This is a genomic window from Leptolyngbya sp. AN02str, from assembly GCF_050565595.1.
Taxonomy (GTDB): Bacteria; Cyanobacteriota; Cyanobacteriia; order Elainellales; family Elainellaceae; genus Kaiparowitsia.
Genome location: NZ_JBNXVR010000002.1, coordinates 227,099 through 241,297 on the forward strand (window position 1 = coordinate 227,099; position 14,199 = coordinate 241,297).

The 14,199-nt window shown below is 51.1% G+C and carries 17 protein-coding genes; 9 read left to right on the top strand and 8 right to left on the bottom strand.

Annotated features, from left to right (window positions below):
- Positions 1–4: 4 nt before the first annotated feature.
- Complete coding sequence (locus ACQ4M4_RS02710; protein WP_430682916.1) at positions 5–514, top strand: hypothetical protein; 510 nt, start codon at positions 5–7, stop codon at positions 512–514.
- A gap of 355 nt (positions 515–869) precedes the next feature.
- Here the strand turns inward: ACQ4M4_RS02710 and thrC are convergent, their stop codons facing one another.
- Positions 870–2,021, bottom strand: coding sequence for a threonine synthase (gene thrC, locus ACQ4M4_RS02715; RefSeq protein ID WP_430682917.1), 1,152 nt, complete (start codon positions 2,019–2,021; stop codon positions 870–872).
- 65 nt (positions 2,022–2,086) lie between these two features.
- On the opposite strand from thrC, the gene ACQ4M4_RS02720 reads away from it, so the two are divergent.
- Both ACQ4M4_RS02720 and ACQ4M4_RS02725 read left to right on the top strand, forming a co-directional pair.
- The gene (locus ACQ4M4_RS02720; RefSeq protein ID WP_430682918.1) at positions 2,087–2,245 is read left to right on the top strand and encodes a hypothetical protein; all 159 of its coding nucleotides are present in this window, start codon (positions 2,087–2,089) and stop codon (positions 2,243–2,245) included.
- Positions 2,246–2,410: 165 nt separating this feature from the next.
- Positions 2,411–2,653: a hypothetical protein gene (locus ACQ4M4_RS02725; RefSeq protein ID WP_430682919.1), complete on the top strand. Its 243-nt coding sequence runs from the start codon at positions 2,411–2,413 to the stop codon at positions 2,651–2,653.
- A gap of 384 nt (positions 2,654–3,037) precedes the next feature.
- Here the strand turns inward: ACQ4M4_RS02725 and ACQ4M4_RS02730 are convergent, their stop codons facing one another.
- Positions 3,038–4,360 (bottom strand): ABC transporter substrate-binding protein, encoded by a 1,323-nt coding sequence (locus tag ACQ4M4_RS02730; RefSeq protein ID WP_430682920.1) that lies wholly within the window; start codon positions 4,358–4,360, stop codon positions 3,038–3,040.
- Between the two features lie 512 nt (positions 4,361–4,872).
- Between ACQ4M4_RS02730 and ACQ4M4_RS02735 the strand changes: the two genes are divergently transcribed.
- The 5 genes from ACQ4M4_RS02735 to ACQ4M4_RS02755 all read left to right on the top strand — a co-directional run bounded on the left by ACQ4M4_RS02735 (position 4,873) and on the right by ACQ4M4_RS02755 (position 8,467).
- Entirely contained in the window at positions 4,873–5,649 is a 777-nt protein-coding gene (locus ACQ4M4_RS02735; RefSeq protein WP_430682921.1) for a Tic22 family protein, read from the top strand.
- A 17-nt stretch (positions 5,650–5,666) separates the two neighbouring features.
- The gene (gene prmC / locus ACQ4M4_RS02740; RefSeq protein WP_430682922.1) at positions 5,667–6,626 is read left to right on the top strand and encodes a peptide chain release factor N(5)-glutamine methyltransferase; all 960 of its coding nucleotides are present in this window, start codon (positions 5,667–5,669) and stop codon (positions 6,624–6,626) included.
- A gap of 615 nt (positions 6,627–7,241) precedes the next feature.
- A complete protein-coding gene (locus ACQ4M4_RS02745) occupies positions 7,242–7,598 on the top strand; it encodes a Mo-dependent nitrogenase C-terminal domain-containing protein (protein WP_430682923.1) in 357 nt (118 codons plus the stop codon).
- 29 nt (positions 7,599–7,627) lie between these two features.
- Positions 7,628–7,864: a hypothetical protein gene (locus ACQ4M4_RS02750; protein ID WP_430682924.1), complete on the top strand. Its 237-nt coding sequence runs from the start codon at positions 7,628–7,630 to the stop codon at positions 7,862–7,864.
- 90 nt (positions 7,865–7,954) lie between these two features.
- The gene (locus ACQ4M4_RS02755; RefSeq protein ID WP_430682925.1) at positions 7,955–8,467 is read left to right on the top strand and encodes a phosphate-starvation-inducible PsiE family protein; all 513 of its coding nucleotides are present in this window, start codon (positions 7,955–7,957) and stop codon (positions 8,465–8,467) included.
- Positions 8,468–8,957: 490 nt separating this feature from the next.
- Here the strand turns inward: ACQ4M4_RS02755 and ACQ4M4_RS02760 are convergent, their stop codons facing one another.
- From ACQ4M4_RS02760 to ACQ4M4_RS02785, 6 genes are all read right to left on the bottom strand, one after another.
- Entirely contained in the window at positions 8,958–9,965 is a 1,008-nt protein-coding gene (locus ACQ4M4_RS02760) for a potassium channel family protein (RefSeq protein ID WP_430682926.1), read from the bottom strand.
- Between the two features lie 250 nt (positions 9,966–10,215).
- On the bottom strand, positions 10,216–10,869 hold the full coding sequence (gene nblB, locus ACQ4M4_RS02765) for a phycobilisome degradation protein NblB (protein ID WP_430682927.1): 654 nt from the start codon (positions 10,867–10,869) through the stop codon (positions 10,216–10,218).
- A 112-nt stretch (positions 10,870–10,981) separates the two neighbouring features.
- Positions 10,982–11,461, bottom strand: coding sequence for a CBS domain-containing protein (locus ACQ4M4_RS02770; RefSeq protein WP_430682928.1), 480 nt, complete (start codon positions 11,459–11,461; stop codon positions 10,982–10,984).
- Positions 11,462–11,535: 74 nt separating this feature from the next.
- Positions 11,536–11,694 carry a hypothetical protein gene (locus ACQ4M4_RS02775; protein ID WP_430682929.1) on the bottom strand — a complete coding sequence of 53 codons (159 nt, stop codon included), beginning with the start codon at positions 11,692–11,694 and terminating at the stop codon, positions 11,536–11,538.
- A gap of 27 nt (positions 11,695–11,721) precedes the next feature.
- Positions 11,722–12,750 (bottom strand): M42 family metallopeptidase, encoded by a 1,029-nt coding sequence (locus ACQ4M4_RS02780; protein ID WP_430682930.1) that lies wholly within the window; start codon positions 12,748–12,750, stop codon positions 11,722–11,724.
- 286 nt (positions 12,751–13,036) lie between these two features.
- Entirely contained in the window at positions 13,037–13,468 is a 432-nt protein-coding gene (locus ACQ4M4_RS02785) for a phage holin family protein (RefSeq protein WP_430682931.1), read from the bottom strand.
- Between the two features lie 364 nt (positions 13,469–13,832).
- Between ACQ4M4_RS02785 and ACQ4M4_RS02790 the strand changes: the two genes are divergently transcribed.
- Entirely contained in the window at positions 13,833–14,018 is a 186-nt protein-coding gene (locus ACQ4M4_RS02790; protein ID WP_430682932.1) for a YqaE/Pmp3 family membrane protein, read from the top strand.
- Positions 14,019–14,199 lie beyond the last annotated feature (181 nt).

The window sequence follows — 14,199 nt, forward strand, 5'->3', positions numbered from 1 at the left end:
GGCCATGACTCACGATGTCAAGCAATGGTTGGGCGAGATCAAAAACTTGCAGCAAAAGTTGGTAGAGGCCCATCGCGAACGCGATGAAGCCTACGCGAGTGCGGCCAATTGGCGTAGCCTCTACGAAACCGAGGCAAAGCAGCGGCGTACCGAGGCCAATCTGTCTAAGCAAGCAATTGAAGAACTCTCGCTTAAAATTCAGCAGCTTGAAAGCAGTCAAGAATTTGCCCCCCTTGAGGGCAATCTTCCTGAAGCTCTGCAGGAACACATTCACAAGTTGGAGTCGGTAGAGGCGTTGCAGCAAGAGCTAGCCCATGCGCTCATGGAGTGCGATCGCCTGACCAATGCACTTAAGGCCGAGCAGCGTCAGCATGAGCAGACCCGACGAGGGTTAACCTCGGCTTTGGGTGACACCATGGATTTGCTGACTCAGGAGCGGTCTCACCGGGGGAATAGCTCTAGCAATGGTGGAGCCGTCGGGGCGATCGCCAGTCGCGAGTCCACTCTGGAATAGCGCTGAGACCATCTCTTGCGCGGGTTGGCTCCATCGGCCAGCCAAACATTTGTGCTGCTTAGAAACTCTAGAGGCCACACGCAAGAAAAGACATCGGCTCTAGCTTTCTCGGAGCGATCCGCCCAACAGCCCTCAACCGCTGCACCAGCTGCATCACAAGCCTGATAACAATAGGACTTACGCACTTCATCCAAAAAACCAGGGGTTGAATGATTTTTGGAGCGCTAAGCGCTCCAAAAATCATTCAACTGCGTAAGTCCTGAACAAGAATGGTTTGGAACTCGTACCCGCATTGCGAGCCGGAATCCCAAACCCCTCAAACGTATATTTAGTTGCTTCACCAAACCAATTGCGGCTAGAAGCCCATGGCCGCCGCAACCGAGTCAACTTCGGGAGCGATACCGCCCTTAAATTGGTTGTCCGAAACCTTAATGGCCGTATCGGGATCTTTGAGACCGTTGCCCGTCAGCACACATACCACTGTTGCCCCCGTTGGCACCTGATCCTTCACCTTGAGCAACCCCGCAACCGATGAGGCACTCGCAGGCTCACAGAAAATGCCTTCTTCGGCGGCGAGCAGCCGATAAGCAGCCACAATTTCGTCATCTGTAACAGCATGAAATGCCCCCTGGCTGGCATCTCGAACAGCGATCGCCTTATCCCAACTGGCAGGATTACCAATTCGAATCGCCGTTGCTAGCGTTTCGGGATGAGGAACAGGTTGACCAGTCACCAAAGGAGATGCACCCGCCGCCTGAAAGCCCATCATTTTGGGCAGTTGAGTTGCTTTTTTGTCTTGATGATACTGGCAAAAGCCCATCCAGTAGGCCGTGATATTGCCCGCGTTGCCAACGGGGATGCAGAGCCAGTCGGGTGCATCCCCCAGCGCATCAACAATCTCGAACGCGGCGGTTTTTTGCCCCTCCAATCGGTAGGGGTTGACCGAGTTCACCAAGGTGATGGGGTACTGCTCGGCCATGTCACGCACAATTTCCAGGGCTCGGTCAAAGTTGCCTTTAATGGCCAACACTTCTGCACCATAGAGCAACGCTTGTGCCAACTTGCCCACGGCCACATAGCCATCGGGAATGAGCACAAATGGCTGCAAACCGCCACGACGAGCATAGGCCGCCGCCGCTGCCGAGGTATTGCCCGTGCTGGCGCAAATGACGGCTTTGGCTCCGGCTTCTTTGGCCTTGGTAATGGCCATGGTCATTCCCCGGTCTTTGAAGCTGCCCGTGGGGTTGAGGCCGTCATACTTGACAAACACCTGCACCTGCCGCCCAATCTGAGCCGCGATCGCCGGTGCAGGAATCAGTGGCGTGTTTCCCTCATACAACGTCACAATGGGCGTTGATTCGGTAACAGGCAAGTAGGAGCGGTACGCTTCAATCAACCCCTTCCATGGGCCTGCATTTGCAGCACTTGCTGGATGGGATGCGGCTGCAAATGCAGGCCGATGTTCTAGGCTATCTTTGACACCAAATACGCGAGAAATTAATGACACGGCTCTAGCAATACCAATAGATTCAAACGTTCACCAAGGGTAGGATAAACCAGACGTTCGGTCTGGTGCATCAGCGATCGCGCAATCCACCTGCACGATTCGTTGGCGACACGGGCAATGGCGCTCCTAAGATTCCCGGTCGGCTCACAACCTTGCTCAGCAGAATTCAGCTTCTTCAAACTAGCGATCGCTTTATTCCCCATCAAGCAAGATCTTCAGTCTAGCTTGATACGTTTCCATTCCATGCGCCTCCTTATTAGAAATTCAGATCAGGACAGTTGAAACCAGTTCCCAAACTGCCACATATTTTTTCAGGCGAAATGGATGCCTCAACTACAATCGTTAGTTGCAGTTAAGCTACAATACCCTCGTGGTGTGAGTGAGTAAAAATGACTAGTCAAGCCTTGATTGCAGAACGTCCAGTGACAGCGCAGGAATTTGTTGGAGCGGTCACTTCAGCGCCAGCAAATGCTGAACTCTCTTCCAATCAGTCTGTGCTGCCCAGTCCGATTAAAGTGGCCAAGCTTCCTTATCAAAAGCCTCAGCAGATCGAATTGCTGAACCTTCATGCCGAGGCCGAGGCTCTACTCCAGCAGGTTCAGCGATTAAAGCAACAGCGCATTCCTGAGTAACCCATCGGCGATCGCTGCTAAATTGTCGAAGCTTTCCAGTTGACGCAGTTTATCCGCTCAATCTCGCCAAACTTGGATTGCCATTTTCATCCCAAATGAAGCTCTGACCAGATGCAACGATGCATCAACCGTCAGAGCTTTTTAACTGTTTCCACACATCAGTATCAGTTCCGGTTAAGGTTTTCCTACCAGGGTTCCCCCAGAGATTTCGCGACGCGCAACCCTCAAAAAAAGCCCATGTTTGCGGGTACGTTGTGCGTGCAAACATGGGCTTTGGCTTATCCAGAACTAACGGGTTTCCAACCTTTGGCGAGTAGGGTATCGGCTTGGCCTAGCCCCAGGGTTGAATATCTATCAGGGTGCAAACGGTAAGAGCGATCGCCCTTAATCACCCACATTAATCACCGACGTGAGCTCCAGTTCACCCTCGTCCGTAATCGTCCACACATCGTAGGCGCCTACCACATCGCCCTGCTCGTTGAACTCGACCGTGCCGCTAGCTCCCTGGTAGTTAATGTCGGTACCTTCGCGCACCAAGCGCAAGGCCTCGCACACATCGCTCACTTCTTGACCGGGCGCGTTCGACACTTCCATCAGCTTGCTTTGCATGGCCTCGCCAGTGGTGGACTTGGCCGCCTCTGCCGCCAGCACCATCACCGCAGCCGCATCCCACGTATTGGGATCGTACACATTTGGCTCTCGATTGAACTGTTGCTGGTACAGCGTGCGAAAATCGCCCAAAGCTGGGCCGCCCTCACTGCTGGGAGCCGTGCCAATCACCCCCGCCGCAATCAACGTACCATCTGGCGTGCGGCCAGCCTTCTCGGCAATTTCTGCACTCTTCATCCCATCAGTGAGCAAAACTTTTGTATCACCATCAAGCAATCCCTGCTCGTAGGCACCTTGCAAGATCAGGCTGCCCGTCTCCAAATAGGCCACAATCAGCACGGCATCGGGATCGCCACCAAACGCAGCGCTCAATTCAGAATCAAACGTGGTTGCGTTTTCGGCGTACTTGGTGGGGTTGGATTCATTCACAACGGTGCCACCCAATTCCTTGAACGCCGGAATAAAAGCCTGAACCAGACCGTTACCGTAGTCATTGTTAATGGCCAACACCGCAACGGAATTGATGCCCTGCTCACGCGCTAGCTGGGCCAAGGCATCACCCTGAAAGGTATCCGGCGGGGCGGTACGCGCCCAATAGCCCTGGAAGTCGCCATTGGCGGCACGGTCGGTAAAGGTAGGGCTGGTGCTAGAGGGAGAAATTTGCACGACTTTGTTGCGAACTGCAATATCCACAGCAGCACTAGATACGGCGCTACCTGCTGCACCAACTACGCCCGCGACTCGATCGACTTCTGCAAGTTTGGTCATGCCCGATGCGCCCGCAGCAGGGTCGGTTTGGTCATCTTCGGACACGAGCTGTACTGGCTGACCCAGCACGCCATCACATGCATTCACCGTGTTGACCAGCAGGTTTGCGGTGTCCTGCATGGTGGTTCCATACTGAGCCAAGTCGCCCGTGAGAGGAAACAGTGTGCCTAGTTTGAGGGCGGCATCCGAGTCGGCCGCCGGGGCTCCGGGGCTATCGGTCGTGGAATCTGTAGCGGTGTTAGTTTGGCAAGCGGCAACCGAAAGTAACAGGGCGATCGCACCCAGATTTCGAGCCCATAATGTGAATTTGGTGGAATTGAAGAAAAGCATATTAACCCTCGCAGGCCAGTTTCTTAGGGGAAGAATTCTAACAAATCAAAACTTAGTTTAGCCAACCATGCCTACTGTCGTGGAGCTTTGACGGGAAATTCTCAATCTTGCCCTGTGCTCAACATGAGCCTCAACATGGTCTCAATATTGGCGATAAATGGGCGATGGATAGGCGATAGATGCGATGGATGGGCGATCGCAGTTCCCTAGTGGAACAAGCAAAGCCTCGCGCCCGTCTAAGGCGGAAGGGGCAATATGGGGCCGACGCGTGCCCAAGTTGTGATAAAAGTATTACTTTGTAGGCATCAGTTTACAGTTGTATTGCGGTTTAATAACGGCTGAGATTGATGAACTTCAGCCAGAATGAACCCATTCGATTGAACGTGATTGGACTGCATCAACGAAAGTAAGCAACTCAAACATGAGTTAGGCTTACAGATGTTGTGATAGAGCCGCGTCATTCATATTGATTTGCCCCCCCACAGCATGTGAGACAACGTCAAGGAGATGCTATGAAGTCATGGATTCGCTGGGGTGCTGCCCTGGGTTGTATTAGTAGTGTAGTCATGGGCAGCGTGGTCATGAATGCAGAGCAGGCCTTGGCCTTAACACAAGAGCAAGTAATTGAGCGGCTTCAGCCTGTTCCCGTTTTTGCTATTACCAATACGGAAGGGGTGCCCCTGTTGGGCAGTGTTGGTGAGGGCGAACAGGCTGTTTCGGTAGCCAATGTTTTTATTAGTCGCGGCGATGCAGAAGCCTTTTTGACTCAACTCCGCGAAGACAACGCCCAACTGGCAAGCTCTGTTCGGATTACTCCGGTTTCGTTGGCAGAGATTTACGAGCTGGCAACCGATGAAAGCCAGTCTGCCCAAGCAATTCGATTTGCCATTGTGCCCACCGAAGAGGAAGTGCAAGGCGCAGTAAATTTGCTGCAGCAACAGGGCCAGGGCGAGGGCTTTCAAGGGGTGCCCCTGTTCTATGCCGAATCGACCGATAGCGAAGGCGGATACCTAACTGTGCAGCAGGGCGATCGCCAGGTCATTCCCATGTACTTTGATCAGGAAGATTTGGAAGCGCTGTTGACTCGTGTATCTGAGTCGGAGCCCGATCTCGCCTCAACAATGCGAGTTCAGGTGACCAGCCTGGAAGGGGTGATTCAGCTGATGCAGGAAGGCGATGAACCCGAACTCAACTCCATTTTGCTGGTTCCGCCTAAGGAGTCGATCGACTTCATTCGCTCGTTGCCAAATCAGCAGGGTCGTCCCAACCAGCCTGCTCCAGGCAACTAACCAGACGGTCATTTTGGGTGAGTGATATCGAGACCAATCGCACGATAGAGAGTGCGAACGGGACAACTGATTCAACCGCGCGTTGTGCAACGGTGGTGACAGGCGGCGATCTCTGGCGCTGGTACCAATGGGCCCAGCAAGAAGCGATCGCCGCTTCTGTTTCGCAACATGAACTGGACTGGTTTGTGCTAGCTATGTCGGATGTGGATCGGCTGGCGCTGAGATTGCAGACCGTGGTGGCTCGCCCCACCGTTTGCCTCATGCATCCCTTAGATGCGCTTTCACAAAAATGGCAACAGCGCACCCAGCAGCGAGTTCCCGTGCAGTACTTAGTCGGGCAGGTACAATGGCGCGATTTGGTGCTGCAAGTTTCTCCGGCAGTGCTGATTCCTCGTCCCGAAACGGAACTCATCATCGACTTAGCGATCGCCCTCGCCGCCGAGTTACCCACTCATCCTGCTCACTGGGTCGATTTGGGGACTGGCAGTGGAGCGATCGCACTGAGTTTGGCGCAGGCATTTCCTCATGCCACCCTGCACGCAGTAGATGTGAGTGCAGAGGCATTGGCAATCGCTCGACACAACGCCCAAAGCAACCATTTAGCAGACCGAATCCAGTTTTACCAAGGCAATTGGTTTGAGCCGATTGCTCATCTCAAAGGGCAGCTCAGTGGCTTGGTTTCCAATCCGCCCTACATTCCCACAGCAGAAGTTGCCGTACTCCAACCCGAGGTCACGCAGCACGAACCTCACTTGGCGCTAGATGGCGGCACCGATGGGCTAGACTGCATTCGCCTACTGGCAGAACAAGCTCCCCAATTTTTGCGTCCCAGTGGTGTGTGGCTGATCGAAATGATGACAGGCCAGGGCGATCGCGTGGCACACCTGTTGGAACACCACGGCCAATACACCAATATTCAAGTGCATTTTGATCTCGGTGGGTGCGATCGCTTTGTCAGCGCTCATCGCAAACCCTAGCTTTCCTACACAAATCACTTTTTCCAACGTCAGTTTCGGTTAAGGGCTTTTCTGAAGTTTGCGCGGCGCGCAAACTTCAGAAAAGCCCTTAACCAAAACTCAGGTTTTTCAGGACTTACGCAAGCCTACCCAATCTGGTGTGTTGGTGTTGTGGGTAGGGTGCTAAGCACCCTACCCACAACACCAATGCGTAAGTCCAGTTTTTGAAGCATGAATCGTTGCGTGGCTGAGTCGCGCAACAATTCGTGCAGAAAAACTCTTAAAGCAAAGTGGCAAACAAGAGTTGACCTGCATTTTGGTCAGCCAACCCAATCGCTTCGTTAAGGCGGCTTTTAGCGGTTGCCATTTCTAGCGGTTGCCATTTCTAGCGGTTGCCATTTCTAGCGGTTGTCATGTTTTGGGATACAAGGCCAGCGCAAATTCCAAAGACCAACCTCAACCCAATCATCCCAAACGTCCCATCAAAGCCAGTCAATGATGAGCCAAGGCTTTCAAAACGGTTAAGCTAGAGTTATGATATATAAATAAAATTTATATCTTGCTGCCAATTCAATCCGTTGAATTTATAGCTAAGCTAGGGGATAACGAACCTCTACAGTTGATCTCGGTGCAACCATGTTGAACTTTGACAAGCCGTTGAACTTTAACAACCTGTTGAACTTTAACAAACCTGCTGACTCACTAGCTCTGATTTTCAAGAAGGCGACGACATCTCCGATGAGTGGTCTTGATGCAGTTCGTCAATGGCTGAATGGATTGAAGATTCAGAATCGGGCACTGGCTCATTTCATTTGCCGTGTCATTCCAACTCAGTGCCCCTTTGAACGCACGATTCGTATCTTCAATCTAGTTTTGTATATTCCGCCATTGTGTAGGCTGAATCCTCTCTATGAAGAAGTCTTAAGCTTGCGCTTTCGGGCCCTGTCCTATTTAGCTGACGAGTGCCAAGTAGACATCCGCCCCTATTGCTAACGTCCTTACTTCTATCAAGAATCAGAACCATGATGCGTAAAACGACCAACTTCTTGCAAGAGGAAGTGAATAACGGTTGGGCGATTCAAATTTATCGTAGCGATCGCCGCCTTCTATGCTCGCTTTATCCATCTCATGGTTGGGCATTTCTAGCTGGACTGATCATTGGATGCTTCATGACAGTACTTGGGTTACAAGGCCAAGTCGTTCCTCATCCATCTCCAACTGATGTACCTCCAGTAGCCGCCCCACCCAAGCTTGACTAGCCTTCAAACAGGTTGTCAAACAGAGTATTCAGTTCAGTGAGACCGCTCGCTATTCCGTTTCTCAAGATATCCCCTTAACAGGCCATGCTTATGAACGTTCAACCTCCATCGAATCTTCCTTGGTATCGCTGGCTGAATAGTCATCGAGTCATTCGCCTATTAGAAACCGTGCAAGATTTCATTGTGATTTGTTTGTGCATTGGTCTATTTAGTTTCATGGTGCTCCAATTGCGAGAAATGGTGCTATCGCTGCTGCCTCCACTAGAGTTTCAACCTGTTACATCCGATATCCTGTTTTTGTTAATTCTGGTTGAACTATTTCGTCTACTGATTATCTATTTGCAGGAACATCGCGTATCCATTGGAGTTGCCGTCGAAGTATCAATTGTCTCTGTTCTAAGGGAAATTATTGTGCGTGGTGTTTTGGAAACGCCCTGGAGCCAAGTCCTTGTCGCTTGTGTCTTTTTACTGGTATTGGGAACGCTTCTTGTGATTCGAGTTTGGTTGCCTCCAACCTTTGATGGAATTGATCCAGAACACTTTGTCTCCGAACGTCATCGATCGCGCATTACGGATCCTAATCCCATTCACGTAATTGACTGAGAAGTATGCCAACCAGCATATTTCACCGTAAGAGCCAATGTTGTTGCAATCATTCAGCGCAAGCAAATTATCAGCAAGCAGCCATCATTAACCATACAATCCTAGAATTCTGTGCCGCCCGCATTGTGAGCGGCACAGAATTCTAGGGTCGGGGTTTTCATAGTGTCGAGGGACTTAGTTTGCTCAACCGGCTTCATCTAGAGTTACGCCGTTGGATTGTTTTCCGCAAGCTTAGCGGACGAAAAACAATCCAACAAACCGCGCACCTTTTAAGAGTCTGTTGGGTGTGCGTCATGTTGATCATTGGATGAACATGATGCAATTTTCCAGCACAACGTTAGGACTTACGCACTTCAGCCGAAAAACCAGGGGGTTGAATCATGTTTGAGGCGCTAAGCGCCCCAAACATGATTCAACTGCGTAAGTCCTGAACGTAATCACGGATGGTTAGGCTTTTGTGATCCCAAAATCGTACCAAACGGAGCACACGCTAGATTGCATGGTCAGGCCAGTGAAAGCAGCTTTGTTGAACGAATCCCAACAGCAGTCTACGGCGATCGTCCAGGCTTGGAAGTGCTTGCATAAACTCTTCATTGCTGACGACTGGGATGCCTGCCCGACGCAAAAGAGCCAGATCAGGAGCGGGGGGTAAAAGATCCACTGCTTGAATGCCAGCAGATTTTACCGTCTTCAAATAGTTCTGAACGGCTGCTCGGGTTGATATGAGTGAGGCAGGAGATGGACGATAGGGTTTCTGGATTCCATACGTCAAGATGGTCAATGCCTCGTCTAAGATGGCGATCGCAGGAGCACTGCCTTTTTGAACAGAAGCCCCGTGATAATACTGCAAGATGGGATAGGCAATTTGCTGTTCGGTCAACTTACCTAATTGGGAGGCGATTAAAGCCAATTGCAAATCCAAGCCGGAAAACTCTCTCCCATTCCAGCTATTGAGAACCAACTCTTCGGCAGAACTGCCCAGTCCAATAATTTGGCTGGTCAGCGATTGCTTGGTTGTAACCCCTGAAACTACCGATAGGAGAAAGCTAACCACCATTGTGATGAGCAATATTCCCGTAAACGCAGCCAAAGAGGTCATCAACTGCCAACCGCCCCGCTGAGGATATAGTTCTCCATTTCCAAACGTTGTAATGGTGTAGGCAACAAAATAGATGCGATCGCTCAAGGCCGCCAAGGGTTGATTTGAAGCTTCTGAATGAATAATCGACGCAGGATCAGCGCTGAAGATGAACACCCACCCCACCCAAAGGAGCCCCAACCAAACCATCATCGTAACCACCTGGGTTACAGGGCCGCCCAAGCTAAGCCAGTCATGACGTTTGATGCGTAGCCCCTGCACAATGATCCACCAAATGCCACTTGTGACTTGATTGGTTACTGGCCCGGCACCCCCATTCACCCAAAGAACGGTCCACAGCGCATCAAGAATCGAAGTAGCAACCAGCAGTACACCAAGACCCAGCAGCAAAAAATTCACGAAACTAACGATAAAAATTGAGACAACACTTCTGTGTCGTTCATTCTGACTCGAAGTGCCGTTTCTCGAATCTAGCAAGAGGCATAATCTCACTTCCTTCAAGCCTGATGCACTGAGTGCATCAGGCTTGAAGGAATCCTAATTTCTTGCCTATACCCGCAACGCTGGCAGGCCTACAAATTCCGCTGCGAACGTTGCATAGTTGTTCGTTGTCGTTCGCTGCTGTTCGTTGCCGATACGGGGTTAGCGTTTACAGCAATGCTTGTGCATCTTGGGCAACAGGAGGCATTTCATCGTTGACCATACTTTCTAGGACGGCGCGGGTTTCGGGTGTGTTGAGCCGCCCCAAAGCTTGCACAACGCGGTGGCGCACCTGCCAATCGGGGTGGGTCGCATAGGGAATGATCAGGGGCACGGCACGCAAGTCGCCGAGTTCACCTAAGGAGCCGATGGCCGCAGTTCTAACAAGCTCAATGGGAGAGCCTAGCGCTTCTTCCAACAGTTCAAATGACCGGGTATCGCCCAATTCGCCCAGGGCAGAAATAATGCTGAACTGAACCAGCCATTCACTGGTGTTGTGATACAGCCGCTCTAGCTCTTCATAGGCTTGAGTGAGCTTAAGGGCACCAATCGAGTCGGCGGCGGCGGCTTGCAGGTCTGTCTCGCTGTCGGCTAGGCCATCTCGCAAAATCTGTAGCGTTTCATCTAGGTTTTGCGTTCCCAGGGTGGCGAGTTGGCTAATGGCGGCATAGCGAACTCGCACACTTCTGTCGTAAGCTGCTGTTTTAATGAGCTCGTAGGCGATCGCCGGGTCTAGAGTTCGCAATTGGTTTACCGCGCGAAGGCGATCGCCGAAATCTTCAGAATTTAGCAGCTCTTGAACAGATTCGGGAGTCACAGTCATATTTCTAGTTTTTAGTGGTTGGTTAAAAAAATGAATTAGATAAAAGCTGGGCGCGAACCAGCATCGAACCCAACGTTACTGGGCGATCGCATAAAAATCGTTAAGGGTTAGCCTAGCCTTGCAAGGCAGCCATGTGGCGAATAATGTCGCCCCGGGTAATGATGCCGACCAACTTATCGGCAGAGTCGAGCACAAGCACCCGATGAACATCGCGTTCATGCATGAGGTTGGCGGCCTCTCGTAGCGGGCGATCGGCCTGAATGGTGACCAAGTCGCCTTTGCGCTTGGCGCGAGTCATCACTTCGGCCACCGTCGTGCCCAACGCTTTGTGCAATTCCCGGTCATACCGAGCAGGATTTTCCAGATAAATCACGCTATCCAGCAGCATGAAATAGGCCGGAGGAGTCACCCCGGACTCTTGCCACATCAGATCGCCTTCAGAAATGACGCCCACCAGAGCCCCGTCCGCATTTACAACAGGCAGGCCGCTGATGCGTCGCTCAGCTAGGATGCGAACCACCTCATTCAGGGCAGTGTCAGGGTGAACGACAACTGGGTCTCGGGTCATTACATCGGCAACAGTGGTAGTCATAGTTACCATTGGTTAACAGTTCTAGGCCCATTGTAGGGAATTGCGGGTCTCAACCAAACGGGCTTTACAGGTTGTTACGTTGCTGGGTCTGCCAAGGACGGCAATTTTTGCAGTACGGTAATCCGACTGTCATCTGCATCAGCAATCTGGGTTGTGTTCCACATGTGTGGAGGCTGGTTGTAGAAAGGCGGTGGAGCCGACCTGTACAGCCGACCTGTACAGCCGACCTCCATCGGTCCAGAACATCCCCGCAATCAGCATCAACCATTCTCATCAGCGGCTTGAGGAAGTCCAGCGGTGGGCATTTCACAAAATTGGTGAAGAATGGTGAGACAGTTGGCGATCGCCCCTAAATGGGCAATTTCGTACCCGTGGGTATTTTCGGTTGGAAAGCTCAAACACGCGCCCCGGCCCACATGGCCCATCTTCATGGCAATGGAGGCATCGCTACCAAAGCCGCTAATGGTTGCCAATTGCAGAGGCACCTTAGCTTGCTCGGCGGCCTCTCGAAGCTGCTGGTTTAGCCCTTCATCGTATACGCCATAGGCATCCTGCGACAGCAACACCGGAGCTTCGCCGTCTTCGATGGGGTACTCCACGGACAAGGGACAAATTTCGAGGGCGATTAAAGCGCTGAGCTTGGTGCGAGCGGTAAAGAATAGTGCGCCAATGGCTCCCACTTCTTCTTTCGCTGAGGCGACTAGATAGGTGTCAAACCGAGGGCGTTTGAGGGTGGCGGCCAAGCCTAACAAAATCGCCACCGAGGCTTTGTTATCCAGGGTATAGCTGGCAATGTGGTTTTTGAGGCGAAAGGGACGCTTGCGATGGCGACCAATGACGACGCGAGTTCCAGGCCGGATGCCGCACTCATCCAATTCGCTGAGGCTGTATTTGGTTTCCACCCAGGCATCTTCCCACCGGACGGGTGTGTCTTCCTGAAAAGCCTTTTGGGGCGACTCGTGAGACACATGGCGCGACCCAAAGCTGAGAATGCCGCTTACGGTGGCGCGATCGCCCAGCAAATCCACCACGCCTTCGCCATAGACCCAGGGAAATGCTCCACCCAGTTTGCGCACTTGAACACGGCCATCGGTCTCTACCGATTTCACCATACCGCCAATCTCATCTTTATGGGCCGTAATAGCGATCGCTCGACTGGAATCATCTCCAGGAATTTTGGCGATCACATTATCGGCATCATCGACCCAACTCTCAACACCAAACTGCCGAAATTGCTCTTGCAAATACGTATTTATCGCTTGCTCAACTCCACTGGGAGAATGCAACATCACTAATGTTTCGATTTGGGCAAATAAAGTATCGGGAGTGAAGCACTCAGGAAGAGAATTTGATGGGCCAGATTTTTGATTCAAAATGCGATCGCACCTATCTAAAAAACGGTCTATGGCTCATTATCACCATAGACCGCCTTGTATCGCAAAAGGGAAGTTGAAGTTGATAAAAATGCCTACCCACCTCAGCAATTCATTGCAATCAGAACACATTAATTCGGACGCTGAATCATGAAGCTACGTTGCAAGAATTGAATTAAAGCTTCATTGAAGCAACCTGCAATTAAACATTATCAACTGGGGTTTCGCTGGGAGTTCTTGAGGGGGTGTTTACAGTGGGTGAATTACTACCTGCAAGCTGCGCATTGGGGTTGCGCGACACAAAGTAGTTGTTAATGAGTGTAGTTGCCAACGACAACACAACTGGGCCAACGAAAAAGGCCAAAAAGCCCTGAACCATAAATCCGGGGACCAGAACCGCTGCCAACCAAAAACACAATCCGTTGATGACGAAGGAAAACAGACCCAACGTGAGAAAGTTGATCGGCAACGACAACAAGTTAAGAGCTGGCTTAACAAAGGTGTTGATCAAGCCAATAACCAAAGCAGCAACAATCGCCGCTGGGAAATTAGCAATATTCACTCCTGGCACCACCAAATCAACAATCAGCAAAGATAGCGCAGTGATGAGAGGGTTTAACAAATATCCAAGCATGAGCATTTCTCCAACACAGCTTAATTAGACAGACCTTTCAAAACCGTTCAATAAACAAACCTGTCGATCGATTCAATCCATAGCTTCGTATCCAGGGATACTCTTGACATCTGCCTAATGGACTTAAAAGCTATTACTTGTTCGACCAAAACCTGGCTAAGCAAAACGATAGAAACAGCAAAGACGAATGAACGCTCATCCAAAAACAGTTCTTCTGTCTTTTAATCGTCATGCTAACAAAAAATATTGGGAGCCTGGTCTACCCATAGGTTGAACACGAGGTACGGTTTTCTCCCCTAAAATGGTGTCTCGGCTGGCAAATTTATTGCCTATGCTGTTAGTAAAGCTGAGTGGATAAGTTCTTATGAAAATTCTGAAGTATGCGCTTGCAATTCTGGTGCCCCCGGTTGGAGTTTTCCTCTCTTATGGAGTGAGTCAAGCTCTGATTATCAACATTTTGTTGACGCTGCTAGGCTGGCTCCCAGGTTCGATTCACGCTGTTTGGGCGATCGCCAAGCGTGAAGAAGGTTTGGCAAGCCGCAACCTGTAACGAATCGAAACGGATGGTGATTCAGCCAGCGATTAGGCCACAGCCTTATACAACACTGCCCATGCAATCCCTGAGCCTGGACTCTACAATTGGGCATTTTGGCAAACCAAAGCGCCCAATTTTCGATGTCAGTGACATCGAAAATTGGGCGCTTTAGACATGTCGATTGTTCCGGCGAGTG